Below are 25343 nucleotides of genomic sequence, written 5' to 3'. Positions count from 1 at the left end.
CGCGGGGTGGAGCAGCCCGGTAGCTCGTCAGGCTCATAACCTGAAGGTCACAGGTTCAAATCCTGTCCCCGCACCCAAGCCACATCGGCCCCCGCCCCCAAGCGGGGGCCGTTTGCGTATCCGGAGATGGGCAGAGCAGCGGGTTTTCGCTTGCGGGGGCGCGCCGCGAGACTCCAGGTTGAGCCCGGTCAAGGCCGTGGGACGGCGGACTGGGGCAGGAATGGCGCATGTCGGCGCAGGGCTCATGCAGCAGGAGCGAGGTGGCCTTCGAGGTCCGCGGGCTGTCGAAGGTCTATCGTAGCGGCGCGGGCGACGTGCATGCCCTTCGGAGCGTGGATCTCGACATCCTGGCCGGCGAAACGCTGGTGCTGCTTGGGCCGTCGGGGTCGGGCAAGTCCACCCTGCTCAACATCCTGGGGGGGCTGGACCGGGCGAGCAGCGGCTCGGCGCGGTTCCACGGATTCGAGCTGGCCAGCGCGAGCGAGGTGGAACTGACCCGCTACCGCCGACGGTCGGTCGGTTTCATCTTCCAGTTCTTCAATCTCGTCCCCAGTCTGACCGCGCGCGAGAACGTGGCGCTGATCACCGAGATCGCCGCGGACCCGATGAAGCCGGAAGAGGCGCTGGCGCGGGTGGGCCTCGGCGACCGGATGGATCACTTTCCCTCCCAACTCTCGGGCGGCCAGCAGCAGCGCGTGGCGGTGGCGCGCGCGATCGCCAAGCGGCCCGAACTGCTGCTGTGCGACGAGCCGACCGGCTCGCTCGACAGCGAGAGCGGCGTCCAGGTGCTGGAGGCGATCGCGGACGTGACCCGTGAAGTCGGGGCGACGACGATGATCGTGTCCCACAACACCGGGATCGCCGCCATGGCGGACCGCGTCATCCGCTGCCGCGACGGCGCGATCCAGCGGATCGAGACCAATGCGACCAGGGCGACGCCACGGGAGATGAGCTGGTGAGGCCGGCCCCGCTGGACAGGAAGCTGGCGCGGGATCTCTGGCGACTGAAATGGCAGGTGATGGCCATCGGGCTCCTGGTGGCGTGCGGCGTGGCGGTGGCGGTGATGTCGTTCTCCGCGCAGCAGGCGCTGGGCGAGGCGCAGCGCGCCTTCTATGCCGAGAGCCGCTTCGCGGATGTCTTCGCCCAGGCCAAGCGGATTCCTGTGTCCCGCGTGCGCGACCTGGCGCGGCTGGAAGGGGTGACCGCTGTCGACGGGCGGATCGTCGAGGCCGGCTTGATGGACGTGCCGGGACTGGCGCGTCCGGCCACGGCGCGGCTGGTCTCGCTGCCGGACGATGATCGGGGCGCGCTGGATCGGGTCCGGCTGGTCGCGGGCCGGATGCCGGATCCGAGGCGGGTCGACGAGGCCCTCGCGCTGAGGACCTTCATGGACGCGGCGGGCGTTCGGCTTGGCGACCGGCTGACCGCTGTGATCGAAGGGCGCGCCTTCACCTTCACCATCGTCGGCGCGGCGCTGTCGCCCGAGTACGTCTATGTCCCGGCGCCGCAGTCGATGATGCCGGACGATGCGCACCAGGCGGTCATCTGGGCGCCGCGCCCGGCGGTCGAGCAGGCCACGGGGATGAACGGCGCGGTCAACGCCATCGCCCTGCGTCTCGCGCCAGGCGCGTCCGCTGAGGCGGTCATCCAGCAACTCGACCGGACCCTTGCAAGGTATGGGGGGCGGTCGGCCTACGCGCGCGCGGACCAGCCTTCGCACGCGTTCCTCGACGCGGAGCTGAAGGAGCTGTCGACCTCCGCCTCGATCCTGCCGCCGATATTCCTGATCGTCGCGGCGGCGCTGGTGCATCTGACCATGACGCGCCTGGTCGAGGCCGAGCGCGAGCAGATCGGCCTGTTGAAGGCCTTCGGCTACGGAGACCGGGAGGCCACGGCGCCCTACCTTCGGATGGCGGCGGTCATAGGGCTTTTCGGCGCGGCTGGCGGAGGGCTGGCGGGCGGCCTGCTCGCGGCGGCGGTCGTTGAGCAGTATCGGGAATACTTCCGGTTCCCGGTGCTGGAGATACGTTTCCACTGGGGCGCCTTCGCCGGCGCGGCGGCGGTGGCGGTCGGCGCCACATTGGCGGGATCGGTCGCGGCGGTCCGCCGGGCGGCGGCGCTGTCGCCAGCCATCGCCATGCAGCCGCTGCGTCCGACCGCGTACCGGGAAGGCGTGCTGGACCGGATCGTCCGCGACGGCGCCGTCGACCAGGCGACCCGGATCATCGCGCGCAACCTGGAGCGTTTTCCGCTTCGGGCGACGTTCGCGATCGCGGGCCTGGCGTCCAGTCTCGCGTTGCTGGTCGGGACCCAGTTCCTCTTCGACAGCATCGATAGGATCGTGGAGCAGGCCTACTATCGAAGCCAGCGATGGAGCGAGGCGATCGGCTTCGCCGAAGCGAGGAGCATCGCGGCGATCGGCGCCGTCCGGCGCCTGCCGGGCGTCTTCGCCGCGGAGCCGGTCCGCGCCGTCTCGGCGCGCATCAAGGCGAGCGGCCGCGAGGATCGGATCCGCATCGTCGGAGTGGAGCCGGATGCCTCATTCCAGCGTCCTCTGGACGGCCTGGACCGGCCGGTCCCCATCAAGGGCCACGGCCTGGTGATCAGCGAGGCGCTGGCCGCACGGCTGGGGCTGCAGCCCGGCGAAAGCGCGCGGATCGAGGTGGTGGACGGTTCCGGCCCGACGGCGGATGTTCCGATCACGGGCCTTGCCCGGGACTACAGCGGCTTCACCGCGTACATGGACCGGCGGGCGCTCAACCGGCTCATGGGGGAGGGCGACGTCGCGAATGGCGCCCAGCTTCTGGTCGCCGCCGACCAGCGCCCGGCGTTCTATAGCGCCATCGAGCGGACCCCTCAGATCATAGGCTCGTCGTCGCGGGACGAGACCGTCGCCGGCTGGCGCCAGGCGATGGCGGAAGCCTTCCGGGTGATGATCATGTTCTACGTCAGCTTCGCCGCGGCGATCGCCTTCGGCGTGGCCTACAACACGAGCCGCATCGCGCTGTCGGAAAGATCGCGTGACCTGGCGACCCTGCGCGTGCTGGGCTTCGGCCAGGGGGAGTGCGCGTACATCCTGGTGGGCGAGCTGGCGGTCCTGGCGCTGGTGGCCACGCCGATCGGGGTGATCGGCGGGCAGGCGCTGGCCCACGGGCTGGTGCTGGCCTACTCCCGCGACGAGATGAGGCTCCCGGAGGTGATCAGCGCAAGGAGCTACGGGATATCGATCGTCGCCTATCTGTCGGCGGTGATCCTGGCGGCGGCAATGGTCGGGCGGCGCATCTGGGGCTTCGACCTCGTCGCCGTGCTGAAGACGAGGGAGTAGGGCGTGGCGGGCAAGGTCAGGTGGGTTCGCTGGGCCCTCGGAGGCGGGGTGGCGGCCCTTGCCGTCGCCGCCGTGGTCATGCTGCTGGCGCCCCGGCCCGTGGAGGTGGGAACCGCTGTCGTATCCGTCGGCCCGATCGCCGAGAGTGTCGCCGACCAGGGCTATGCACGGGTGCGCGAAGCCTATGTGATCGCAGCGCCGGTTTCGGGTCGGCTGGAACGGATCGCCCTGCACGTCGGCGACAGGGTGGTGGCGGGCCAGACGGTCGTGGCGCGGATTGCGCCAGCCAGCGCCGACCTGCTCGATCCTCGCACCCGGGCTCAGGCGCAGGCGACCGTCGCGGCCGCACAGGCCGCGGTCGGCGCGGCGGCGGCGCAGCAGGAGCAACTCGCAGCCGAGTCGAGGAAGGCGGACGCCGATCTGCGGCGGGTGAGAACCCTGGCCGAGAAGGGCTATGCGGCGAACCAGGCGCTCGATGCGGCCGAGGCGCAGGCCCGCGCGGCCCGGGCGGCGGTCCGCGCGGCGGCGGCGCAGCTCGCGGTGCGGCGGTCGGAACTGACGGCGGCGCGCTCCGCGCTCCTCGGGCCGGAAGCCGACGGCGGCGGTGCGGTTCCGGTGACGTCGCCCTCGTCCGGCTATGTCACCCGGGTCCTGCAGGAGAGCGAACGCACCGTGGCGATGGGGGCGCCCCTCGTCGAGATCGGCGACCAGAGCGGCCTGGAGGCGGCGGTGGAGTTCCTGACCCAGGACGCCGTGCGAATCCGCGAGGGAATGCCCGCGGAGATCTTCGACTGGGGCGGAGAAGGGACCATCCCCGCGGTCGTCCGCCGCGTCGAGCCCCAGGCCTTCACGAAGGTCTCGGCGCTGGGCGTCGAGGAGCAGCGGGTGCTGGTGCTGCTGCAGTTCGCCGGCGACCCGGCCGGCTGGGCGCGCCTGGGCCCGGGGTACCGGGTCTGGGGGCGGGTCATCCTCCGGCGCGAGCCCAAGGCGGTGAAGGCGCCGCTGGGCGCGCTCGTGCGGGAGGGCGGGCGTTGGGCCGTGTTCCGGGCCGAGGGCGGACGCGCGCGGCTCACGGTCGTCGAGGTCGGGGCGATGACGGACAAGGAGGCCGAGATCCGCAAGGGGCTGAAGGCCGGCGAGCGGGTCGTGGTCTTCCCGTCGGACAAGGTCGGCGACGGTGTCCGGCTCCGGGACCGGGGCGAGTGAGCTCGCAGCACATCGGCAAATACATGTTACGCTGCAACATCATCGGCGCGACTCCTGAGGAGCCTTGATGGACGGCGACAGTTCCTCGGCGGGCCAAAGGCCGACGATAGCCCCAGCAACGCTCGTGGCCCGGCCGCTGGCGCTGGACACCTTCCGCGAGAACGTGGTGCTCCTGGCGCGCAACAACCCGGTCGTCCGACCGGAACGTCTGGCCGGCGTGCGCAAGGTCGAGGTGGTCGCCGGAAGCCTTCGCCTGCTTGCGGTCCCGATGATCTGTGACGATCCCAGCGTGGTGGGGCCCGGCGAGATCGGCCTGCCCCAGCCCGTGTTCCGGCGCCTGGGGGTGACATCGGGCGACGCGATCCACGTCGCGCCGGCGCGCGCGCCCAAGACGCTGGATCTGGTGAAGGCCAAGATCGCCGGCGAGTCCCTGACGGACGACGACTACCGGGCGATCACCCGCGACCTTGCGGGACACCAGTGGTCGGACATGGAGGTCGCGGCCTTTCTCGTCGCCTGCGCCGCCTTCATGACTACCGAGGAGACGCTCGCGCTGACGCGGGCGATGATCGGCGCCGGCGCCCGTCTGGACTGGGGTCGGCCGATGGTGGTGGACAAGCACTGCATCGGCGGCATCCCGGGGAACCGGACCTCGCTGATCGTGACCCCGATCGTGGCGGCGCACGGGCTCACGATGCCGAAGACGTCCTCGCGCGCGATCACCTCGCCGGCCGGCACGGCTGACACCATGGAGGTGTTCGCGCGGGTCGACCTGAACGAGGCCGAGATGCGGAGCGTCGTGGAAGCCTGCGGAGCCTGCGTGGTCTGGGGCGGGCGCGTGAACCTGTCACCCGCCGACGACGTGCTGATCTCGGTGGAGCGTCCGTTGTCGATCGACACGCCCGAGCAGATGGTCGCGTCGATCCTGTCGAAGAAGACCGCCGCCGGTTCGACCCACCTGATCCTTGATGTCCCGGTGGGCCCGACGGCAAAGGTCCGGGACCGCCGGTCAGCCCTTCGGTTGAAGAAGTTGTTCGAATATGTCGCGGACGGAATTGGACTTTCTCTTGAGGTGATGATCACCGAGGCACCAGAGCCGATCGGCCGTGGCGTAGGGCCGGTGCTCGAGGCTCGGGATGTGGAGGCCGTGCTGGCGGGCCGCGCAGATGCGCCGAGCGACTTGAAGGAAAAGGCCGTCTGGCTGGCCGGCCGGGTGCTGGAATTCGATCCCGCGCTTCACGGCGGCGCCGGTGAGCGGCGCGCTCGGGACCTGCTGGAGAGCGGCGCCGCCATGGCCAAGATGGAGGAAATCTGCGCTGCACAGGGCGCTTCACCGATCGCCCGTCGGACCGGGGCGCTGACGCACGAGGTATGCGCGGCCACGGACGGACACGTCGCAAGCATCGATTGTCTCAGGATCGCATCCGTGGCGCGGCTCGCCGGCGCGCCGACTGACCCCGGCGCGGGACTCGAACTCCTGCGGAAAATGGGGGAGCCGGTGCGGGCAGGCGAGCCGGTCTACCGGATCCACGCCTCGGAGCCCGCAGACTTCGGCTTCGCCATAGAAGCCGCCGGCGAGGACAGCGGCGTCAGGATCAGCCGGTGACCGGTCCCGTCCACGCCTTTGCCGATGAAGCCGCGGCGGCGGGGCGCCTCGCCGACGCGCTGGGCGTCGGGCTCGGCCTGGTGTCGGTTCATCGTTTTCCGGACGAGGAGACCCTGCCGACCGTGCCGGAGGCGGGCGCGACGGTGATCGTCTATCGCTCCCTGGATCGGCCCAATCCCAAGCTGATGCCGCTGCTGCAGGCCTGCGACGCCTGGCGGAGGGCAGGGGTCCAGCGCCTCGTGCTGGTGGCCCCCTACATGAGCTATCTCCGCCAGGACAAGGTGTTCGCGCCGGGCCAGCCCCTAAGTCGGGATGTGATGGGCGATCTGCTTGCCCGCAGGTTCGACAGGATCGTGACGGTGGATCCGCACCTGCACCGGACGCCCGACCTCAGCGCGGCCTGGGGCGTGCCGGTCACGGTGCTGTCCGCGGCGCCGGTTCTGGCCAGCGCGCTGGCGGACGGAGGCGCGACGCTGGTGGTGGGGCCGGACGTGGAGGCCGGGCCATGGGCGGCGGCCGTGGCGGCCGAGCTCCGCACCCCGCATCTGACATTGCAGAAGTCGCGGCACGGCGACCGCGACGTTCGCATCTCCCTGGCCGATCCGTCAGCGGTGGAGGGGCAGGCCGTTGCGCTGGCGGACGACGTCTGCTCCAGCGGCTCCACGCTCGCGCGGGCCGTGGAGCTGCTGCTCAAGGCGGGCGCGGCGAGTGTCGAGGTGGCGGTCACCCACGCCCTGATGGAGGACGGCGCAATGGCGCGCCTGCGGGACGCCGGGGCCAGCCGTGTGGTCTCCACCGACTCCTGCATCCATCCGACCAACGCCGCGCCGCTCGCCGACCTGCTGGCGGCGGCCCTGCGCGAGGAACTGACGCCCTAGCTCAGCCGAGGATTCCCGGCAGATCGAGCTGCTTCTCCCGCGCCACCTCGAGCGCGATCTCGTAGCCGGCGTCGGCATGGCGCATGACTCCCGTGGCCGGGTCGTTCCAGAGCACGCGCTCGATGCGGCGGGCCGCGGCATCGGAGCCATCGCACACGATGACCATGCCGGCGTGCTGGGAGTAGCCCATCCCGACCCCGCCGCCATGGTGCAACGAGACCCAGGTGGCGCCCGAGGCGGTGTTGAGCAGGGCGTTCAGCAATGGCCAGTCGGAGACGGCGTCGGATCCGTCCCGCATCGCCTCGGTCTCCCGGTTGGGGGAGGCGACCGAGCCGCTATCCAGGTGGTCGCGGCCGATGACGACGGGGGCCTTGAGCTCGCCCCGGGCGACCATCTCGTTGAACGCCAGGCCCAGCCGGTGGCGATCGCCAAGGCCCACCCAGCAGATGCGGGCGGGCAGGCCCTGGAACCGGATGCGCTCGCGGGCCATGTCCAGCCAGTTGTGCAGGTGCGGGTTGTCGGGGATCAGCTCCTTCACCTTGGCGTCGGTGCGGTAGATGTCCTCGGGATCGCCCGATAGGGCCGCCCAGCGGAAGGGGCCGATCCCCCGGCAGAACAGCGGGCGGATGTAGGCCGGCACGAAGCCCGGGAAGTCGAAGGCGTTCGCGACGCCAGCGTCCTTGGCCACCTGGCGGATGTTGTTGCCGTAGTCGACGGTGGGCACGCCCGCCGCGCGAAAGGCCAGCATGGCCTCGACGTGCTCAGCCATGGAGGCGCGTGCCGCGTCCTCCACCTGGTCCGGCGCCTGCTCGCGCATGGCGGCCCAGCGCTCCAGGCTCCAGCCCTTGGGCAGGTAGCCGTTCACCGGGTCATGGGCCGAGGTCTGGTCGGTGAGCAGGTCGGGCCTCACCCCGCGGGCGTAGATCTCCGGGAGGAGTTCGCAGGCGTTGCCCAGCAGGCCCACCGAGACGGGCGCCCTGTCCCGACAGGACTGCTCGATGATCGCCAGCGCCTCGTCCAGACTCTCGGTGGCCCGGTCCAGGTAGCCGGTGCGCAGGCGCATCTCGATCCGCGACGGCTGGCACTCGATGGCCAGGCACGAGGCGCCCGCCATCACCGCAGCCAGCGGCTGGGCCGCGCCCATGCCGCCCAGCCCCGCGGTCAGCAGCCAGCGGCCGGAAAGGTCGCCGGCGTAATGCTGGCGGCCCATTTCGACGAAGGTCTCGTAGGTGCCCTGAACGATGCCCTGGGCGCCGATGTAGATCCACGAGCCGGCGGTCATCTGGCCGTACATGGCCAGGCCCTTCCGATCGAGCTCGTTGAAGTGCTCCCAGGTGGCCCAGCGGGGAACGAGGTTGGAATTGGCGATGAGCACCCGCGGCGCGTCGGCATGGGTGCGGAAGACGCCGACCGGTTTGCCGGACTGGACCAGCAGGGTCTCGTCGTCGCCCAGGCGGCGGAGGGTCTCCACGATCCGGTCATAGCTCTCCCAGTCGCGCGCGGCGCGGCCGACGCCGCCGTACACGACCAGGTCTTCCGGGCGCTCGGCGACGTCAGGGTGGAGGTTGTTCATCAGCATCCGCAGCGGCGCCTCGGTGAGCCAGCTTCGGCAGGTGAGGTCGCTTCCCATCGGGGGGCGGATGACGCGGGTGGGATCGTGGCGGGTCATGCGGCGGCGAAGTCCAGGCAGGCGGTGAGGACGTGGGCGAGCGCCTGGCGCATCGGCGCGGCGCGGACGGGGTCGTAGGCCGTGGGCCAGACGAGCGAGGTGAGCAGGCCCTCCGGCTCGTCCATGTAGCTGCGGCAGGCAAGCTCCATCTGGATCGCATGGACCCCCTCGCTCGGTCGGCCGTAGTGTCGGGTCGTCCAGCCGCCCTTGAACCGGCCGTTGGTCACGCGCGTGAACCCGCTGGCGTCGCAGGCCGCCTCGACCGCTGCGGCCAGCGCCGGGTCGCAACTCGCCCCTGAGTTTGTGCCGATGTTGAAATCGGGGAGTTGGCCGTCGAACAGGCGCGGGATCACCGAGCGGATCGAATGGGCCTCGTAGAGGACGACCTTGCCATGTCGCGCCCGCAGTCGGTCGAGCTCGGCGCCCAGGGCGGCGTGGTACGGCTCGAACCACTGGGCCCGGCGCTGGGCGACCTCGGCGCTGTCCGGCTCGCCGGTGCGATACAGCGGCTCGCCGTCGAAGGTCGTCGTCGGGCAAAGGTCCGTGGTGGCCTGACCGGGGTAGAGCGACGCGCCCGACGGGTCGCGGTTCACGTCGATCACCGTGCGGCTGATGCCCGTGCGGATCGTGGTCGCGCCGAGCGAGGGCGCGAAGTCGTAGAGCTGGTGGATCCACCAGTCGGCGTCCTTGCGGGCCAGCCAGGGCGAGATCATCCGCGCGGCGACGGCGGAGGGAAGCTCGGTTCCCGTGTGGGGGAAGCTCACGACCAGCGGCGCCTCGCCGCGGTGGATTTCCAGCCAGTCCGTCATGCGACCGCCGGAAGCGGCAGGGCCGCCGCCGAGACGACGGCGCCCGTGCGGACCATGGCGTTGGCCGCCTCCATGTCGGGATGGAACAGGCGGTCAAGGTCGAGGGCCGGGACGCTACGGCGGACCAGCTTCCGCACGGCTTCCAGCGCGTCGCTGGACTGCAGGGGCGCATGGAAGTCACAGCCCTGGGCGGCCGCGAGGAGCTCGATGCCGATGACCGCGGTGGCGTTTTCCGCCATGGCGAGCAGGCGTCGGGCGCCGTGGGCGGCCATGGACACATGATCCTCCTGGTTGGCGGAGGTCGGGATGGAGTCGACGCTGGCAGGATGGGCGCGCTGCTTGTTCTCCGACACGAGCGCGGCGGCGGTGACCTGCGGGATCATGAAGCCGGAGTTCAGCCCCGGGCGCGGGGTGAGGAAGGCGGGCAGGCCCGAGAGGGCCGGATCGACCAGCATCGCCAGGCGCCGCTCCGCGATGGACCCGATTTCGCACACGGCCAGGGCGATCATGTCGGCGGCGAAGGCCACAGGTTCGGCGTGGAAGTTGCCGCCCGAGAGGGCCACGTCTTCGCCGGCGAAGATCAGCGGATTGTCCGACACGCCGTTCGCCTCGAAACCGAGCGTCTGCGCCGCTTGGCGCAGGACGTCCAGGGCGGCTCCCATCACCTGCGGCTGGCAGCGCAGGCAGTAGGGGTCCTGTATGCGCTCGTCGTCCTTCAGGTGAGAGGCGCGGATCGCCGATCCGGCCATGAGCTGGCGGAGGGCCGCGGCGGCCTCGATCTGGCCAGGCTGGCGGCGCAGCGCGTGGATCCGCGGATCGAAGGGCGCATCCGAGCCCTTCGCGGCCTCCGTCGACAGGGCGCCCGTGATCAGCGCGGTCTGGAACAGCCGCTCGGCCTCGAACAGGCCGGCGAGCGCATAGGCCGTCGAGAACTGGGTGCCGTTCAGGAGGGCCAGGCCCTCCTTCGGCCCGAGTACGAGGGGGGGCAGGCCCGCGGCGCGCAGGGCCTCGGCGGCGGGCCGGCGGCCGGCCGGCGTGTCGATCTCGCCCTCGCCAATCAGGGCGCAGGTCATGTGCGCCAGGGGCGCCAGATCGCCTGACGCGCCCACGGAGCCCTGCGCCGGAACGACCGGGATCAGCCCGGCCCCCAGCATCCGCTCGAGCAACTCGACCGTGGCTGGCCGTACCCCCGAGGCGCCCTGGGCCAGGCTGCCCAGCTTCAGCGCCATCATCAGGCACACGACAGGCTTCGGGGTCGGCTCCCCGACGCCGGCGGCGTGGGAGAGGACGAGGTTCCGCTGAAGCGTCTCCAGGTCGGCGTCGTCGATCCGCACGCTGGCGAGTTTTCCGAAGCCGGTGTTGATCCCATAGACCGGCTCATGGCGCGCGAGGATGCGTTCCACGGCGCGCGCGCCCTCCGCTATGACCGGGAGCGAGGCCGGGTCCAGCCTCACCGGCGCTCCAGCGTATATCCGGCGCCACTCGGGCAGCGGCGTATCGCCGGGTTTCAGGACGACGTGGCTCAAATTCCCCTCCAGACGCGCGCATGGAGCGGGTTGAACCCCATGCGGTAGACGAGTTCGGCCGGGCGCTCGATGTCCCAGATCGCGAGGTCGCAGCGGTTGCCGGCCTCCAGCGTCCCGACCTCCCCAGACAGGCCCAGGGCGCGGGCGGCGTTGCGCGTCACGGCGGTGAGGCATTCCTCGACCGTCAGGCGGAACAGGGTGGCCCCCATGTTCAGCGTCAGCAGGAGCGAGGTCAGGGGCGAGGTGCCCGGATTGCAGTCCGTGGCGAGGGCCATGGGCACGCCGGCCGCGCGCAGGGCCTCGACGGGCGGCAGCCTGGTCTCGCGGAGGAAGTAGAAGGCGCCGGGCAGCAGCGTCGCCACCGTGCCGGCCCTTGCCATCGCCTCGATGCCTGTCGAATCCAGATGTTCCAGGTGATCGGCGGACAGCGCGCCGAACTCGGCCGCGAGCGCGGCCCCATTGAGGTTCGAAAGCTGCTCGGCGTGCAGCTTCACCGGCAGGCCATGGCCCCGGGCGGCCTCGAAGACCCGGCGCGTCTGGGCCGCTGTGAAGCCGATACCCTCGCAGAAGGCGTCGACAGCGTCGGCGAGCCCCAACTCGACCGCGGCGGGGATCATCTCAGCGCAGACGAGATCGACATAGCCGTCCGCGTCATCGGCGAACTCCGGGGGCAGGGCGTGGGCGCCCAGGAGGGTGGTGACGATGCTGGCCCGGTCGCCCAGTCCCCGCGCGGCGCGCAGCATCTTCAACTCGTCGTCGGTGGTGAGGCCGTATCCCGACTTGATCTCGACGGTGGTGACGCCTTCCGCGACGAGCGCCTCCAGCCGGGGACGGGCCGTCGCGACGAGGTCGGATTCCGTGGCCGCGCGCGTCGCCGCGACCGTGGCGGCGATGCCGCCGCCAGATCTGGCGATCTCTTCATAGGAGGCGCCCGCCAGCCGCAGCTCGAACTCATGGGCGCGGTCGCCAGCGTGGACGAGGTGGGTGTGGCAGTCGATGAGGCCGGGCGTAATCCAGCGGCCCTCGCAGTCGATGGTCTCGGCCGCGTCGAAGGAGGGCGCGTCCTCCAGGGCGCCGGCATAGACGATGCGATCGCCGGTGGACGCGACCACGCCCCGGTCGATCTCGCCGAGTCCCGCGCGGCTCGTGGCCAGGGTGGCGAGCCGGGCGTTGGCCCAGACGCGATCGCAGCGCATCCCTGTCCTCCGGCTGAAGTCTATTGTATAGACAATAGCGCGCCGAGGGAGGGAGTCCAGTGACCGCAGGCCCCACGACTGTGTGGTTTCAGGAAGCGTTGCTGGAGGACGGCTGGGTCCCGGACGTGCGCCTGACCTTGGCCGATGGGCTTATCGCGCGGATCGAGACGAACGTGCGGCGCGAAGCGGGGGAAGCGAGCCACGGCGTCGCCGTGCCGGGGCTCTGCAACCTGCACAGTCACGCCTTCCAGCGCGGCATGGCGGGCCTGGCCGAGGTCGCGGGGCCGGTAAGCGACAACTTCTGGACCTGGCGGGAGGCGATGTACCGCTTCGTCGATCGCCTGACGCCTGAGGACAACGCCGCCATCGCAGCCTTCGCCTTCGCGGAGATGCTGGAGGCCGGGTTCACGCGGGTGGGGGAATTCCACTATCTGCACAATGACCTGGACGGGACGCCGTTCAGGGACCCGGCCGAAATGATCCATGGGATCGTCGCGGCCGCAGCGGCGAGCGGCATCGCCCTGACCCTGCTGCCGGTCTTCTATGCGCACTCGCAGTTCGGGGGCGCGGCCCCCGCGCCGGGCCAGCGGCGCTTCGTGATGGGCCTCGAGGCGTTCGAGCAGCTCGTCGAGGCGGGGCGCCGCGCGGTTGCCCGCCTGCCGGACCCACTGGTCGGCGTCGCACCCCACAGCCTGCGCGCCGTGAGCCCCGAAGAGCTACGGGTCGTGGCGCGGCTGGGCGACGGCCCGATCCACATCCACGCGGCCGAGCAGACCAAGGAAGTGGACGATTGCGTCGCGTGGTCGGGCGCCCGGCCCGTGGAATGGCTGCTGGCCAACGCGGACGTCGATCGCCGCTGGTGCCTGATCCATGCGACTCACATGACCGGGTCGGAGACCGCAGGGCTCGCGGCAAGCGGCGCGGTGGCGGGTCTTTGTCCCGTGACCGAGGCCAACCTTGGCGATGGGGTGTTCCCGACGGCGGACTATCTGGCGGCGGGCGGCGCCTTCGGGATCGGAACGGACTCCAACGTCCTCATCGACGCCGCCGGCGAACTGCGAGCGCTGGAGTACGCACAAAGGCTGTCGAGGCGGGCGCGCAACGTCCTGGCGGGCGAGCCTGGCGTTTCGACCGGCGGGCGCCTGTTCCGCGGCGCGCTCGCGGGCGGCGCGCAGGCGCTGGGGGGCGCGTCCGGGCTCGAGGTCGGGGCCCCGGCGGACCTCGTCGCGCTCGACGCCGGCCATCCCACGCTAGCGATGAAGCGCGGAGATGCGGTCCTGGACAGCTGGATCTTCGCCTGCCGCCACAGTCCGGTGATGGCGGTCTGGCGACGCGGACGCCAGGTGGTGGCCGAGGGACGCCACGTAGAGCGACCGGCCCTGGAGCGGCGCTATCGCGAGGTGCTAGGTCGTCTGCTGGCATGAGCAGCCTTCACCAGCGCATTCGCGCGGATATCCAGGACCGCATCCTCTCGGGCGCCTGGCCGCCGGGGCACCGCGTGCCGGCCGAGCACGAGTTGATGGCCGAGTACGGCTGTTCGCGGATGACCGTGAACAAGGCCTTGGCCCCGCTGGCGGAGGCTGGGCTGATCGTGCGCCTCCGCCGGGCAGGATCCTTCGTGGCGCGGCCGCGAATCCACTCGGCGGTGCTCGACATTCCCGACATCCAGGCTGAGGTCACCGCGCGCGGCGAGACCTACGGCTACGAACTGCTGTCGCGGGCGGCCCGGGCCGCGAAGGCCGACGAGGCGAGGGCGCTGGACCTGCCGCCGGGCGGGCGGGTCCTGGCGATGACCTGTCTGCATCGGGCCGCGGGTCAGCCCTTCGCCCTGGAAGAGCGGCTGATCAGCCTGTCGGCCGCGCCGGAGGCCGAGGCCGTCGATTTCACGATGACTGCGCCGGGCGGCTGGCTGCTCACCCACGTGCCCTGGACCGAGGCCGAGCATCGGATCAGCGCCGTGAGCGCCGGCAAGGCCGCGCGCCTGCTGAGCCTGGAGCCGGAAGCGGCCTGTCTCGTCCTCGAGCGCCTGACCTGGCGGGGCGAGGTCCGCATCACCCACGTTCGGATGACGTTCCCAGGCGAGGCCTATGACCTGACGGCGCGCTTCTCGCCTCGCAGCGGCTGACCCAGCCCCGTCTCAGGTCACCTGGGCGATCCGCAGGGAATTGGTGCCGCCCGCCCTTCCGAACGGCACGCCGGCGACCACAACGATCTCGTCGCGACGCTTGGCGAAGCCGCTTCGAAGGGCCAGGGCCGCCGCCTGGGCCACGGTCTCGGTCATGGTGTGGTTCGGCTCGCAGGTGAGGGCGTGGACGCCCCAGACCAGCGCCATGCGGCGGGCCGTCTCCACCTGTGGCGTCAGGCCCAGGATCGGCACGTCCGGACGTTGCCTGGCGATCCGCATCGCCGCGCGACCGGTGAGGGAGAAAGCGACGATCGCCTTGGCCTCCAGGGTTTCCGCCACCTGTCGGGCCGCGGCCGAAATGGCGTCAGGCGTGGACTTCTCGGGCTTCGGCCGCATGGCGGCCCGCGAGGCCTTGAGGTCCTCGTCCTCCTCGGTTCGGGCGATGATCCGGTCCATCATGCGGACCGTTTCGACGGGGTACTTGCCGGTGGCGCTCTCGGCCGAGAGCATGACGGCGTCCGCCCCGTCGAAGACGGCGGTAGCCACGTCGGACGCTTCGGCGCGGGTCGGCGCCGGGTTCTCGATCATGCTCTCCATCATCTGCGTGGCCACGACCACGGGCCGACCGAACCGGTGCGCCGTGCGGATCAGGCGCTTCTGAAGGAGCGGCACATCCTCGGCAGGCATCTCCACCCCAAGATCGCCCCGCGCCACCATGATGGCGTCGGAGAGCCGGACCACCTCGTCGATGTGCTGGAGCGCGCCGGGCTTCTCGATCTTGGAAAGGATGAAGGCGCGGTCGCCGACCAGTTCGCGCGCTTCCATGACGTCCTCGGGACGCTGGACGAACGAGAGACCGATGTAGTCGCAACCCTGGTCGAGGGCGAACGTCAGGTCGGACCGGTCCTTCCTGGTCAGCGCGGGGATGGGCAGAGTCAGGCCGGGCAGGTTGACGCCCTTGTGGTCGGAGAGCCGGCCGCCGACGATGACCCGGGTGTCGAGGAATTCCGGCGTCTGGCGCACCACCTCCAGGCGGATACGTCCATCATCGAGCAGCAGGACGGAGCCTGGCGAGGCCGCGGCCATGATCTCCGGGTGGGGCAGTTGCGCCCGCTGGCTGTCGCCAGGCCGCTCCTGCAGGTCCAGCCGGAACGAGCGGCCCCACTGCAGAACCACCGCGCCGCCGGCGAAGCGGCCGACACGAAGCTTGGGACCCTGGAGGTCGGCGAGGATGCCGATCGGGCGACCGGTCTTCTTCTCCACCTTGCGGATCCGCGCGACGACCTCGGCGTGGCCGTCCTGGCTGCCGTGGCTGAAGTTGAGGCGGAACACGTCCGCCCCCGTGCGGAACAGCTCCTCCAGCCGCTCCGGACTGGACGACGCCGGCCCGATGGTGGCCACGATCTTCACCCGCCGGCGGCGCCGGATCGCTTCAGCCACGCGGGGCTACTCCTTCTGGTCGGTCGAATCCAAGGCGCCCAAATTGGCCGTGTGCGCGGTTCGCAGCAAGCAACTGCCGCAGCGGAATGAAAGTTCAGCGTGTCGGGAGCGCCGATGCTCGTTCGTCCTTCGGCCAGTGCAGATCAGAGGAGTCGTCCATGCCCTACGTCGACGGGTTCGTCCTGGCCGTCCCCAAGGCCAATCTGGAAGCCTACAAGGAAATGGCGCGCATCGCGGGCGAGGTGTGGATGGAACTGGGCGCGCTCAGCTACGTGGAGTGCATCGGCGACGACGTGCCCTACGGCGAACTCACGTCCTTCCCTCGGTCGGTCCAGGCGACGGACGACGAGGTCGTGATCTTCTCCTGGATCACCTATCCGGATCGCAAGGCGCGCGACGAGATCCTGGCCAAGGTGATGGGCGATCCGCGTCTTAAGCCGCAGCAGGAGAACATGCCGTTCGACGGAAAGCGGATGATCTACGGTGGGTTCGAGGCGTTCCTGACCCTGTAAGCAGATGCCGTGCAGCCAGCGCGTGCTTCCGTCGCATTAACTCGAATTAGCTTGGCGACGTCAGGTCGTGGCGACAGATAGGCCGGGCGGAGGCGCGCTGGGGGCGTCGTCCGGGGAGTCTGTCGCGCCTTGCTGAGCCTTGCCGCCGCCCTCTCGATGGCCGCCGTCCAGGCGCCCGACCTCCCGCGGATGCCGCCGATCACGCGGGAGCCACAGATCACCTACCTGGACCGCGCCGGCGCCGTGATCGGCGTGCGGGGCGGCCGGTATGCCCCGCCCGTCGACATCGCCAAACTGCCGGCCCATGTGCCTGCCGCCTTCGTGGCGATCGAGGATCGGCGCTTCTACGAGCACGACGGCTTCGACGCGCGCGGCATCGCCCGGGCGGTGGTGGCGGGCATCGGGGCGGGGCGACCGACGCAGGGCGCCTCGACGATCACCCAGCAGTTGGCGCGAAATCTGTTCCTCACCCAGGAGCGGACGCTGGAGCGCAAGGCCACCGAGCTCGTCTATGCGGTCGAGCTGGAGCGCACCTACACCAAGAAGCAGATCCTCGGGCTCTACCTCAGCCGGGTCTATTTCGGATCGGGCGCCTATGGCCTCGAGGCCGCCTCGCAGCGCTACTTCAACAAGGCGGCGGCCCGGTTGAGCCTGAAGGAGGCGGCCATGCTGGCGGGCGTCCTGAAGTCGCCCAGCGGGTACAACCCCGTCGAGCAGCCCGAACGGTGCCTGGAGCGCGCCAGACTGGTGCTGAACGCGATGGTGGAGACCGGGGCGATCACGCCCGCCCAGCGCGACAAGGCCGCGGCGCAGAAGCCGCGCGTGTGGAAGACCGCGCCCAACGGTCCCGCCCAGTATTTCCTGGACTGGGTCGACGGCGAGGTGCGCCGGATGGTTCCCAAGCCGACCCGCGACCTGATGGTGGAGACCACGCTGGATCAGGCGATGGAGGCGGCCGCCGGCACAGCCGTGCGCGCCGGCGTCGAAGCCTGGCGCGGGCAAGGCGCGGACCAGGCGGCTATCGTGGCCATCGACGGGCAGGGCAGGGTTCGTGCGCTGGTGGGCGGAACCAACCACGCCACGGCCCCTTACAACCGCGCCGTCAGCGCGCGGCGGCAGGCAGGGTCCGCCTGGAAGCCGATTGTCTACCTGACCGCCCTCGAACGGGGGCTGACGCCCGACAGCCCGGTGGTCGACGAGCCGGTGACCATCGCCGGCTGGACGCCCAGCAACTACGAGGTCGGCGCCTACCTGGGACCGATCACGCTGGAGACGGCGCTGGCCAAGTCGGTGAATACGGTCGCCGCGCGTCTGGCCGATGAGGTAGGCCGGCCGGCGATCGCCCAGACGGCGCGGCGGATCGGGATCGCATCCACCGTGAACACCGACCCCGCCATGGCCCTGGGAACCACCCTGGTGTCGCCCTTGGAGCTGACCCAGGCCTATGCCGCGTTCTCCAATGGCGGCAATCGCGTGCAGCCCTATGGGATCGAGCGGATCCGGTCCGGCGGGCAGGTGATCTTCCAGAAACGCCCGCCCGCTCCGGCGCCGGCCGTCGCCAACCCCGCGCTCAGCGACCTGAACCGCATGCTGCGCACCGTGATGACGTCGGGGACCGGGGCGCGGGCCGCCATTCCCGGCCATGACCTGGCGGGCAAGACCGGGACCACGTCGGACTACAAGGACGCCTGGTTCTGCGGCTACACGGGGGGGCTCGCGAGCTGCGCCTGGATGGGACGCGACGACGGCCGGCCCATGGCCCGGATCAGCGGGTCGACGGCGCCGGCGCAGATGTGGCGGAGCTTCATGTCCACGGCGCTCAAGCGCATCCCGGCACAGCCCATTCCGGCCGGGCCCCCGCCTGTGGCGCCGCCCGCACAGCCTGCCGAAGAGGCCGTCCTGCCGGCGGTGAGCCCGCCGCCGATCACCGAGGACATGCCGCCCCTGTGAATCCGCGGACGATATGCCGCATCGCACCTTAGCTTTGCGGTTAGGCGACTGATGGCTTCTGGGCGCGATGCAGGAGTCTCCCGCCCCTAGGCCTGGCATGTCGCGCACCGGCGCGCATCCGGGTCTGATCACGCCCCGCTATGTCCGCCCGACATTGCGGCAGGTGATCGACGAGGCTGCGGATGCGCTCCACGAGGTCGCGCTGCAGAAGATCGTGCTGGGGCTGGTGGCCGCGCTCGCCGCCACGCTCGTCCTCGACTGGAAAACGACGGCGGCATGGTTCGCGGGTCTGGTCGCCATCGAGACCTGGGGGTGGTTCGCAACGCGCCCCTCGGCGCCTCGGGACCGCAGACGGCGCAACTACCCCAATGTCGCGGCCGCATACCTGGCCCAGATCGCGTGCTGGCTGGTGCTGGCCACGTTCCTATGGTCGACGGGGGCGCCGCTGGTCCAGGCGGCCGGCGCGGCGGTGTTCATGGTGATCGCCGCCGTCACGATCCTGCTCTTCTACAACACGCCTATGGTTTTCCTGGCCTCCGGAGCCGCGCCGGCGCTGGGCGCGCTGGCGGTGCTGGCGGGGGTGGAGGCGCGGAGTCCCGCCGAGGCCCTGTTGCTTTCCGTCACACTTCTGCTCTGCGGCGCCTTCTGCGTGGGTCGCGCGCTCGACACGCCGTCGACCCAGGAGCAGCAGCGTCGACTGAACGAGAGCCTGGACGCCTACGAGACCCTGGCCGCGAACGTCACCGACGTCATCGCGCGCACGAACCTGACGGGCGAGTTCGTCTATGTCTCGCCGTCGGTGAAGGCGATCCTTGGCTATGAGCCCGAGGAACTGGTCGGCACGTCACGCTGGGACATCACTCACCCGGACGCCGACGTCGCCGAGATGGTGGAAGCCTATCATCGCATGGTGGCCGAGCCGGGCCGGGCCGAGGCCATGACCGTTCAGGTTCGGCACAAGGACGGCCGCTGGCTATGGCTGCAGTCCAGCGCTCGCCTCATCTTCGAGGACGGCGCTCCCGTCGCCACCATCGACGTCTCGCGGGACGTCACGGCCCAGGTGGCGGCCGAGGCGGCGCTGAAGGAGGCCAAGGCAGAAGCGGAGGCGGCGACCCGCGCCAAGGCCGAGTTCCTGGCAAACGTGAGCCACGAGATCCGCACGCCCTTGAACGGCGTCCTCGGCGCCCTGCAACTCCTGCAGGATGAGCCGGTCTCCGCCGAGGGCAGGTCGCTCATGCGCCGGGCGAACGACTGCGGCCGCATGCTGGCGGAATTGCTCAACGACGTGCTCGACTTCTCGAAGATCGAGGCCGGACAGCTGGACCTGTCGCCCGAGCCGCTGGACGCACGTGAAGCGCTCGATGTCGTCGTGGGGCTGCTGGAGGGGCAGGCGCGAGCCAAGGGCGTCGACCTGCGCAGCGCCGTCGATGGCGAGGGCTTCTGGATCGAGGCCGACGCCGTCCGGTTGCGCCAGGTGATGTTCAACCTGGTCGGCAATGCGGTGAAGTTCACGAGCGCCGGCCATGTAGAGGCCCGGCTCAGCGTTCAGCCGATGGGCGATGATCGTCGCCGGGTGCGTTTCGAAGTCGAAGACACCGGCATCGGCATGGCGCCAGAGGTGCAGGCTCGCCTGTTCGAACGGTTCCAGCAGGCCGAAAGCGACACGGCCCGCCGGTTCGGCGGGGCGGGCCTGGGACTGTCCATCAGCCGTGCGCTCGTCCGGATGATGGGCGGTGACATCGGCTTCACCAGCGTCGCAGGCGAAGGCTCCACCTTCTGGCTCGAGTTCGAGGCGCCGGCCGCGACACCTGCCGCGCCGGCCACGGCGGACGAGGCGGTTCTCGCCGGGGTCCGGATCCTGCTTGTGGAAGACAACGCCACCAACCGGCTCGTGGCCCAGACCCTTCTCCAGCGCCTGGGCGCCCAGGTGACGGAGGCGGAGGACGGCCTGGCGGGCGTCCGCGCCGCCGCCACGGGCCGCTTCGACCTGATCCTGATGGACATCCAGATGCCGCACATGGACGGCATCGAGGCTGCGCAATCGATCCGCGGCCTCGCGGGGGCCGCCGGCCAGGTCCCCATCCTGGCGCTGACCGCCAACGCCATGACCCACCAGCGCGCCGAGTACCTGGCGGCCGGCATGAACGGCATCGTATCGAAGCCGATCTCCGTTGCCGCGCTGCTCGGCGAGGTCGGCCGGATGCTCGAGGCTGACCCGGAAATCGAGACCGTCGCCGTCTGAGGGGCCGGATGGACGGCGGGCCTGGTAGCGGCCAGCCTGGTCCCGACGGCTCGGCGGACTTCCTCGCCGGCCGCGCAGCGGATTACATGCAGGCCGTCGCCGTGAGTGGCGGCCGGCTGGCGCGTCGAGCCAGCCCAGGTGCAAGAAAGGACCGCTGATGGCCCGCGATCGCCTCGCCGTGTTGAACGCCATGATGGACCAGGGCGTGATCCCGGTCTTCTACCACCCGGATCCCGCGGTCTGCGTGAAGGTGATCCAGGCCTGCGCCAACGGCGGGGCCAAGTGCATCGAGTTCACCAACCGGGGAGACTTCGCCGCCGAGGTGTTCCTTGAGGTCACCCGCCATTTCGCCAAGGCCGATCCCAGCGTCATCATGGGGGTGGGGTCGATCGTCGACGCGCCGACGGCGGGGCTCTTCATCGCGAACGGCGCGAACTTCGTGGTCGGCCCGCTGCTCAACCCGGACGTGGCCAAGGTCTGCAACCGCCGTCAGATCGCCTATTCTCCCGGCTGCGCCACGCCGACCGAGATCGGCCAGGCCCAGGAGCTGGGCTGCGAGATCGTCAAGGTGTTTCCCGGCGGCTCGGTGGGTGGTCCCGACTTCGTCAAGGCGGTGATGGGCCCGATGCCCTGGACCAAGATGATGCCCACTGGCGGCGTGGACGTGGCCGAGGCCTCCCTCCGGCCCTGGTTCGAGGCCGGTATCGTGGCCTGTGGCATGGGCTCCAACCTCATCACCAAGTCGCTGCTGGACGCCCAGGACTACGCCGGGCTGGAGGCGCGGGTGCGTGACACCGTGCAACTCATCAGGACCATCCGCGGCAAGTGACGGGCGGCTCGCGCCGGCCGGACGTCCGAAGTCCCGGCCTCCGAAACACCGGCTGATCGCCATATCGTCGCCGCCTTGGCGGGGATATGGAGCCCCATGCGCAGATTGATCCTCGCCCTTTCCCTGCTCGCCGCGCCGGCGTCGGCGCTGGCCGACCCGGTGCAGGAGGCGCGCTCCGCCACCGCCGCCTGCCTTTCGGCGGTCATCGACGGCGCTCCCGTCGAGGACATCGACGGCGAGGACGTGGTGATCCGGCGTGGAAAGGATCCGGTGAGTTGCACGGTCAGGGTCGATGCCGGCCAGCCCGTGGTCATCCGCGAGGCGGTGCTGGTGGCGATCAAGCGACGGAGCGAGCTGTTCACGCCGGCCAAGTCGGCCTGGGAAGCGGGCGGCATGGCGAGCCGGGAGACGTTCTGCAACCTGCCGGGCCGGCGCGCCCTGGCGGTTCTGGTCAGTACGGCGCGGCCCGGACAGACGCCGGTGCTGACGGCTACGGTGTTCGAGACGGCGACGCGAGACGCCCGCTGCGACAAGGACCTGGGCCCGCAGACCGTGGCCGTCACCGAGCCCGCGACCGGGGCGACCGACACGTCGCCGGTTGCGGCCCCGATCGCCGAGATCGCTCCGCCGCCGCCGAAGGCGAAGAAGCCGAGCCTGCTGAGGCGGATTCCCGGTCTCCGACGCGACTGATCGCCAAAGGGGCTACCGCTCCCGTCCCTCACGGCCCCAAGATGTCGCCGATTTCAACGGGAGGGCGCATGGGCGAGGAACGGCTGGAGGGCGACTGGACCTACGTCCGGGTCGAGCAGCGGGAGCATGTCGTGGAGGTCGCGCTTGCGCGCACCGAGGCGCGCAACGCGCTGAACGGCGAACTGATGGCCGAACTGACGGAGGTGGCCCGGCGGCTGCGGCTCCGGACCGACGTGCGGGCGGTCATCCTCACCGGCTCGGCCGACTACTTTTCGGCCGGCGCAGACCTATCCGCCAGCGAGGCGCGGCGCGCCCAGCCCAGCCTGATCGAGAGCCGCCGGGCGGTGATGGCTGGGCCAGACATGTGCCGGGCGTGGGCCGAGATCGAGGCGGTCACGATCGCGGCCATCGAGGGCTACTGCATCGGGGGCGGCGCGGCGCTGGCGCTGTCGTGCGACTTCCGCGTCATGGGCGAGGGCGCCTACCTGCGCCTGCCCGAGGTCCCGCTCGGCATGAACATGAGCTGGCGGAGCCTGCCCGGGATCGTGGCGCTGGTGGGCCCGTCGCGCGCCAAGCAGTTCGTGATGTTCGGCGAGGCGGTCGACGCCGCCCGCTGCCTCGACTGGGGTTTCGCGGACGAGGCGGTCGGCAAGGGAATGGCTCTGGCCGCCGCTCGCGCCTGGGCCGCCAAGGTCGCCGGCCTGCCGCCGCTGCCCGTACGGATGACCAAGGAGGCCGTCAACGCGATCTCCGCGGCGACGGCCCAGGCCTCGATCTACATGGATCGCGACCAGTACCTGCTGGCCACCTCCAGCCAGGACTTCCGCGAGGGCGTCGCGGCCTTCCGTGAGAAGCGGCCTGGCCGGTTCACCGGCGAATAGCCGCTGTCACCCCTTCAGGATCTCGATTGGCGCGGGCCGGCGCCGGCGCATGGCCGCGCCCAGCCCGCCAAAGCCGAGGATCATCAGGGCCCATGCCGACGGTTCCGGTACGGCCGCGCCGAAAGTGAAGTTGTCGGCATAGACGCTGGAGCCGCCGTCGCCGACCGATCCGAACGTCACGTACTTGATGCCCGCGGCGGTGATCGCGAGCGTCTTGAACTCGCTCTCCAGTGGCCCGATGAGGAGCTCGACGCGCCCGAGCGATACGTCGCCCGCGTCGAAGGCTTCGAGGAACAGGAGGTCCTCGTCGCCGTACTCCCGGCTGGGCCAGTCGCCGAGGTCGACGCTGACATTCCCCACAAGAGCGTCGAAGTCCGCCCGGAGCGGGTCGAAGACGCCGATGTCCGGGTCGTTTGGATCCTCGACATAGGCGCCGATGATGTTCCGGCTGCCGTTCGGTCCGTTCACCGGGTTCACCAGGCCGCCGACCCCGGACGTGAACGTCACGCCCTGGGTGGAATAGGCGGTGGTCGAGGCGAGAAACGACTCGAAGTCGATCACCGTGCTCGCGGCCGCCGCGCCAGGCGCCGCCAGTCCCAGCGCAAGCGCCCCCGTCAGCCCGGCAAGGGCCTTGTTCCAGCTCCACATGTGATGATCTCCCGCAGGTCCCCGTGGCGACGCCGAACGCAGCACCCCTTGCGCCCGACGTCCCGGACATCATGCGGTCTCGCCCGCGCCGCGCTAGGCGCGGCGACATGCGCCGGGTTGCGGCGCGTTGCGAGGGCTCAGGCGTTGCGGGCCATCAGGCCGCCGTCGACGGGGATCGTCACGCCGGTGATGTAGGACGCGGCCGGCAGGCACAGGCTGAGGGTCATGTGCGCCACCTCTTCCGGACGGCCGTAGCGGCGCAGGGCCGTGCGACGCCGGGCGTAGGTCTGCTTGTCGTCGTCTGGCACGTTCGCCGTCATGCCGGTCAGGATCGGTCCAGGGCAGATGCAGTTGACCGTGATCCCTTCCGGACCCAGTTCGACGGCGAGGGCGCGGGTCAGGCCCGTCACGCCGGCTTTGGCGGCGGAGTAGGGGCTGTCGCGGCTGGTCGCGCCCAGGGCCTCGGTCGAGGCGATGTTGACGATCCGCGGATGGTCCGACTTGCGCAGATGGGGCAGGGCGGCGCGGATGATCCGCTGATGCGAGGTCAGAAGGACGCCCAGCGCGCGCGTCCACACCGTGTCGTACTCGGGATGATCGATCGGGCAGAAGGCCGAGATGCCCGCGTTGTTGACCACGATGTCCAGCCGGCCGAACCGCTGGGCGACCGCCGCCACGACCGCCTCGATGGCGGACGGGTCGGAGACATCCAGCGGCCAGGCCTCGGCGCTGCCGCCTGCGGCGCGGATGGCGGCCACCACCGGCTCGGAGGTCTCGGCCGAGAGGTCGGTGACGGCCACATGCGCGCCCTCGGCCGCGAAGACCTCCGCAGTGGCCTTGCCCATGCCCGAGGCGGCTCCGGTGATGAGCGCGACGGCGCCCGCGACGGATCGGCTGCTCATGTCGTCTATCGTCCCTGGAACACGGGCTCGCGCTTTTCCAGGAAGCTGGCGACGCCCTCCTTGTGGTCTTCGGTCTGCATCAGCAGGCGGATCTTCTCGATCGCCCAGGCGCCGATCTCGCGCGGATCGCCATAGGCGAAGCGGGAGAGGCCGGCCTTCAGGTGGCGCACGGCCAGCGGCGGGTTGGCGGCGATCCGCCCGGCGAGCTCCCGCGCCGCAGCCATCAGTTCGCCGTGCGGCGTCACCTTCGTGACGAGGCCGATCCGCAGCGCCTCGGCGGCGTCGAAGACATCGCCGGTGAACAGCAGCTCGGCGGCCTTCGCCGGACCGACCACGGCGGGCAGGCGGTAGAACCCACCTACGTCGCAGACGAGGCCGCGCTTGACGAACAGCTCGCCGAACTTGGCCTTCTCCGACGCGATCCGGATGTCGGCGAACAGGGCCAGCTCCATGCCCCAGCCGACCGCCGCGCCGTTGATGGCGGCGATCACCGGCTTGTCGCACTCCAGCGCCGCGATGGCGGCGGGCGTCGCCTGATAGGTCACCGGCAGGGTGCGCTTCGACACCGGCTTCGGCCCGGCCATGATCTCGCCCACGTCGTCGCCGGAGCAGAAGGCGGGATCGGCGCCCGTGACGATCACGCAGCGCACCTCGTCATCGGCCGCGCAGAGGCGCAGCGCCTGCTCCAGCTCGTCATAGGCCTGGTAGTTCAGCGCGTTACGCCGCTCGGGACGATTCAGCATCACCGTCGCGACATGGGCCTCCAGCGTGCAGAGGACATGTTCGAACCCGGCGCTCTTCTCGGTCAGCGAGACCATGGGCGCTCCTCCCTTTGCCCGATGCTGGCACGGCGGGAAAAGCGGTCAACCGTGACGCCAGGGCAGTCTTGCCAGCGCAGGGACAGCGGAC

Annotated in this window: 21 protein-coding genes and 1 tRNA gene; 14 read left to right on the top strand and 8 right to left on the bottom strand. The window is 70.7% G+C overall.

The window, feature by feature from the left end:
• From DJ019_RS19695 to DJ019_RS19670, 6 genes are all read left to right on the top strand, one after another.
• Positions 1-77 (top strand) — tRNA-Met (locus DJ019_RS19695).
• A 183-nt stretch (positions 78-260) separates the two neighbouring features.
• Entirely contained in the window at positions 261-959 is a 699-nt protein-coding gene (locus DJ019_RS19690) for an ABC transporter ATP-binding protein (RefSeq protein ID WP_240606554.1), read from the top strand.
• Complete coding sequence (locus tag DJ019_RS19685; protein ID WP_111278356.1) at positions 956-3325, top strand: FtsX-like permease family protein; 2370 nt, start codon at positions 956-958, stop codon at positions 3323-3325. The genes DJ019_RS19690 and DJ019_RS19685 overlap by 4 nt, the downstream gene beginning before the upstream one ends.
• 3 nt (positions 3326-3328) lie before the next feature.
• Positions 3329-4531, top strand: coding sequence for an efflux RND transporter periplasmic adaptor subunit (locus DJ019_RS19680; RefSeq protein WP_240606553.1), 1203 nt, complete (start codon positions 3329-3331; stop codon positions 4529-4531).
• A gap of 67 nt (positions 4532-4598) precedes the next feature.
• Complete coding sequence (locus DJ019_RS19675) at positions 4599-6137, top strand: thymidine phosphorylase family protein (RefSeq protein ID WP_111278353.1); 1539 nt, start codon at positions 4599-4601, stop codon at positions 6135-6137.
• The gene (locus DJ019_RS19670) at positions 6134-7015 is read left to right on the top strand and encodes a ribose-phosphate diphosphokinase (protein ID WP_111278351.1); all 882 of its coding nucleotides are present in this window, start codon (positions 6134-6136) and stop codon (positions 7013-7015) included. The genes DJ019_RS19675 and DJ019_RS19670 overlap by 4 nt, the downstream gene beginning before the upstream one ends.
• A 1-nt stretch (position 7016) precedes the next feature.
• On the opposite strand, the gene hutU is transcribed toward DJ019_RS19670, so the two are convergent.
• From hutU to hutI, 4 genes are read right to left on the bottom strand one after another with little or no spacing between them, the layout of a single operon-like run.
• Entirely contained in the window at positions 7017-8684 is a 1668-nt protein-coding gene (gene hutU, locus DJ019_RS19665; RefSeq protein ID WP_111278348.1) for a urocanate hydratase, read from the bottom strand.
• Positions 8681-9493 (bottom strand): N-formylglutamate deformylase, encoded by an 813-nt coding sequence (gene hutG / locus DJ019_RS19660; RefSeq protein ID WP_111278346.1) that lies wholly within the window; start codon positions 9491-9493, stop codon positions 8681-8683. Before hutG ends, hutU begins: the two co-directional genes overlap by 4 nt.
• Entirely contained in the window at positions 9490-11019 is a 1530-nt protein-coding gene (hutH, locus tag DJ019_RS19655; RefSeq protein ID WP_111278343.1) for a histidine ammonia-lyase, read from the bottom strand. The genes hutG and hutH overlap by 4 nt, the downstream gene beginning before the upstream one ends.
• Positions 11016-12215: an imidazolonepropionase gene (gene hutI, locus DJ019_RS19650; protein ID WP_111278340.1), complete on the bottom strand. Its 1200-nt coding sequence runs from the start codon at positions 12213-12215 to the stop codon at positions 11016-11018. The genes hutH and hutI overlap by 4 nt, the downstream gene beginning before the upstream one ends.
• A gap of 59 nt (positions 12216-12274) precedes the next feature.
• Between hutI and DJ019_RS19645 the strand changes: the two genes are divergently transcribed.
• Both DJ019_RS19645 and hutC read left to right on the top strand, forming a co-directional pair.
• Entirely contained in the window at positions 12275-13639 is a 1365-nt protein-coding gene (locus DJ019_RS19645; RefSeq protein WP_111278338.1) for a formimidoylglutamate deiminase, read from the top strand.
• A complete protein-coding gene (gene hutC / locus DJ019_RS19640; protein ID WP_111278335.1) occupies positions 13636-14340 on the top strand; it encodes a histidine utilization repressor in 705 nt (234 codons plus the stop codon). The genes DJ019_RS19645 and hutC overlap by 4 nt, the downstream gene beginning before the upstream one ends.
• 12 nt (positions 14341-14352) lie before the next feature.
• Here hutC and pyk read toward each other — a convergent pair whose 3' ends face one another.
• Positions 14353-15780 carry a pyruvate kinase gene (gene pyk / locus DJ019_RS19635; protein ID WP_111278332.1) on the bottom strand — a complete coding sequence of 476 codons (1428 nt, stop codon included), beginning with the start codon at positions 15778-15780 and terminating at the stop codon, positions 14353-14355.
• A 158-nt stretch (positions 15781-15938) separates the two neighbouring features.
• Between pyk and DJ019_RS19630 the strand changes: the two genes are divergently transcribed.
• The 6 genes from DJ019_RS19630 (at position 15939) to DJ019_RS19605 (ending at position 22884) form a co-directional block, all read left to right on the top strand.
• Positions 15939-16292 (top strand): DUF1428 domain-containing protein, encoded by a 354-nt coding sequence (locus DJ019_RS19630; RefSeq protein WP_111278329.1) that lies wholly within the window; start codon positions 15939-15941, stop codon positions 16290-16292.
• 129 nt (positions 16293-16421) lie between these two features.
• The gene (locus DJ019_RS19625; protein WP_111278323.1) at positions 16422-18242 is read left to right on the top strand and encodes a transglycosylase domain-containing protein; all 1821 of its coding nucleotides are present in this window, start codon (positions 16422-16424) and stop codon (positions 18240-18242) included.
• 97 nt (positions 18243-18339) lie between these two features.
• Entirely contained in the window at positions 18340-20484 is a 2145-nt protein-coding gene (locus DJ019_RS19620) for a hybrid sensor histidine kinase/response regulator (RefSeq protein ID WP_165844090.1), read from the top strand.
• Between the two features lie 157 nt (positions 20485-20641).
• The gene (locus DJ019_RS19615; protein WP_111278318.1) at positions 20642-21313 is read left to right on the top strand and encodes a bifunctional 4-hydroxy-2-oxoglutarate aldolase/2-dehydro-3-deoxy-phosphogluconate aldolase; all 672 of its coding nucleotides are present in this window, start codon (positions 20642-20644) and stop codon (positions 21311-21313) included.
• A gap of 96 nt (positions 21314-21409) precedes the next feature.
• On the top strand, positions 21410-22003 hold the full coding sequence (locus DJ019_RS19610) for a hypothetical protein (protein WP_133255339.1): 594 nt from the start codon (positions 21410-21412) through the stop codon (positions 22001-22003).
• A 68-nt stretch (positions 22004-22071) separates the two neighbouring features.
• A complete protein-coding gene (locus tag DJ019_RS19605) occupies positions 22072-22884 on the top strand; it encodes an enoyl-CoA hydratase/isomerase family protein (protein WP_165844089.1) in 813 nt (270 codons plus the stop codon).
• 6 nt (positions 22885-22890) lie between these two features.
• Here DJ019_RS19605 and DJ019_RS19600 read toward each other — a convergent pair whose 3' ends face one another.
• The 3 genes from DJ019_RS19600 to DJ019_RS19590 all read right to left on the bottom strand — a co-directional run bounded on the left by DJ019_RS19600 (position 22891) and on the right by DJ019_RS19590 (position 25252).
• Complete coding sequence (locus tag DJ019_RS19600) at positions 22891-23532, bottom strand: PEPxxWA-CTERM sorting domain-containing protein (RefSeq protein WP_111278308.1); 642 nt, start codon at positions 23530-23532, stop codon at positions 22891-22893.
• A 137-nt stretch (positions 23533-23669) separates the two neighbouring features.
• Positions 23670-24434, bottom strand: coding sequence for an SDR family NAD(P)-dependent oxidoreductase (locus tag DJ019_RS19595; RefSeq protein ID WP_111278305.1), 765 nt, complete (start codon positions 24432-24434; stop codon positions 23670-23672).
• Positions 24435-24439: 5 nt separating this feature from the next.
• Positions 24440-25252, bottom strand: coding sequence for an enoyl-CoA hydratase/isomerase family protein (locus DJ019_RS19590; protein WP_111278302.1), 813 nt, complete (start codon positions 25250-25252; stop codon positions 24440-24442).
• Positions 25253-25343: the final 91 nt, after the last annotated feature.

The sequence above is a fragment of the Phenylobacterium kunshanense genome (genome assembly GCF_003254525.1).
Classification (GTDB): domain Bacteria; phylum Pseudomonadota; class Alphaproteobacteria; order Caulobacterales; family Caulobacteraceae; genus Phenylobacterium; species Phenylobacterium kunshanense.
This window is presented reverse-complemented; position numbering and strand designations above follow the sequence as displayed.

Bases quoted from the DNA above. Each gene is read 5' to 3' on its own strand.
- DJ019_RS19610 (WP_133255339.1), top strand. From the start codon at position 21,410: ATGCGCAGATTGATCCTCGCCCTTTCCCTGCTCGCCGCGCCGGCGTCG.
- hutU (WP_111278348.1), bottom strand. From the start codon at position 8,684: ATGACCCGCCACGATCCCACCCGCGTCATCCGCCCCCCGATGGGAAGC.
- DJ019_RS19605 (WP_165844089.1), top strand. From the start codon at position 22,072: ATGGGCGAGGAACGGCTGGAGGGCGACTGGACCTACGTCCGGGTCGAG.
- hutG (WP_111278346.1), bottom strand. From the start codon at position 9,493: ATGACGGACTGGCTGGAAATCCACCGCGGCGAGGCGCCGCTGGTCGTG.
- DJ019_RS19590 (WP_111278302.1), bottom strand. From the start codon at position 25,252: ATGGTCTCGCTGACCGAGAAGAGCGCCGGGTTCGAACATGTCCTCTGC.
- DJ019_RS19620 (WP_165844090.1), top strand. From the start codon at position 18,340: ATGTCGCGCACCGGCGCGCATCCGGGTCTGATCACGCCCCGCTATGTC.
- hutC (WP_111278335.1), top strand. From the start codon at position 13,636: ATGAGCAGCCTTCACCAGCGCATTCGCGCGGATATCCAGGACCGCATC.
- DJ019_RS19595 (WP_111278305.1), bottom strand. From the start codon at position 24,434: ATGAGCAGCCGATCCGTCGCGGGCGCCGTCGCGCTCATCACCGGAGCC.
- DJ019_RS19615 (WP_111278318.1), top strand. From the start codon at position 20,642: ATGGCCCGCGATCGCCTCGCCGTGTTGAACGCCATGATGGACCAGGGC.
- DJ019_RS19600 (WP_111278308.1), bottom strand. From the start codon at position 23,532: ATGTGGAGCTGGAACAAGGCCCTTGCCGGGCTGACGGGGGCGCTTGCG.
- hutI (WP_111278340.1), bottom strand. From the start codon at position 12,215: ATGCGCTGCGATCGCGTCTGGGCCAACGCCCGGCTCGCCACCCTGGCC.
- DJ019_RS19675 (WP_111278353.1), top strand. From the start codon at position 4,599: ATGGACGGCGACAGTTCCTCGGCGGGCCAAAGGCCGACGATAGCCCCA.
- DJ019_RS19630 (WP_111278329.1), top strand. From the start codon at position 15,939: ATGCCCTACGTCGACGGGTTCGTCCTGGCCGTCCCCAAGGCCAATCTG.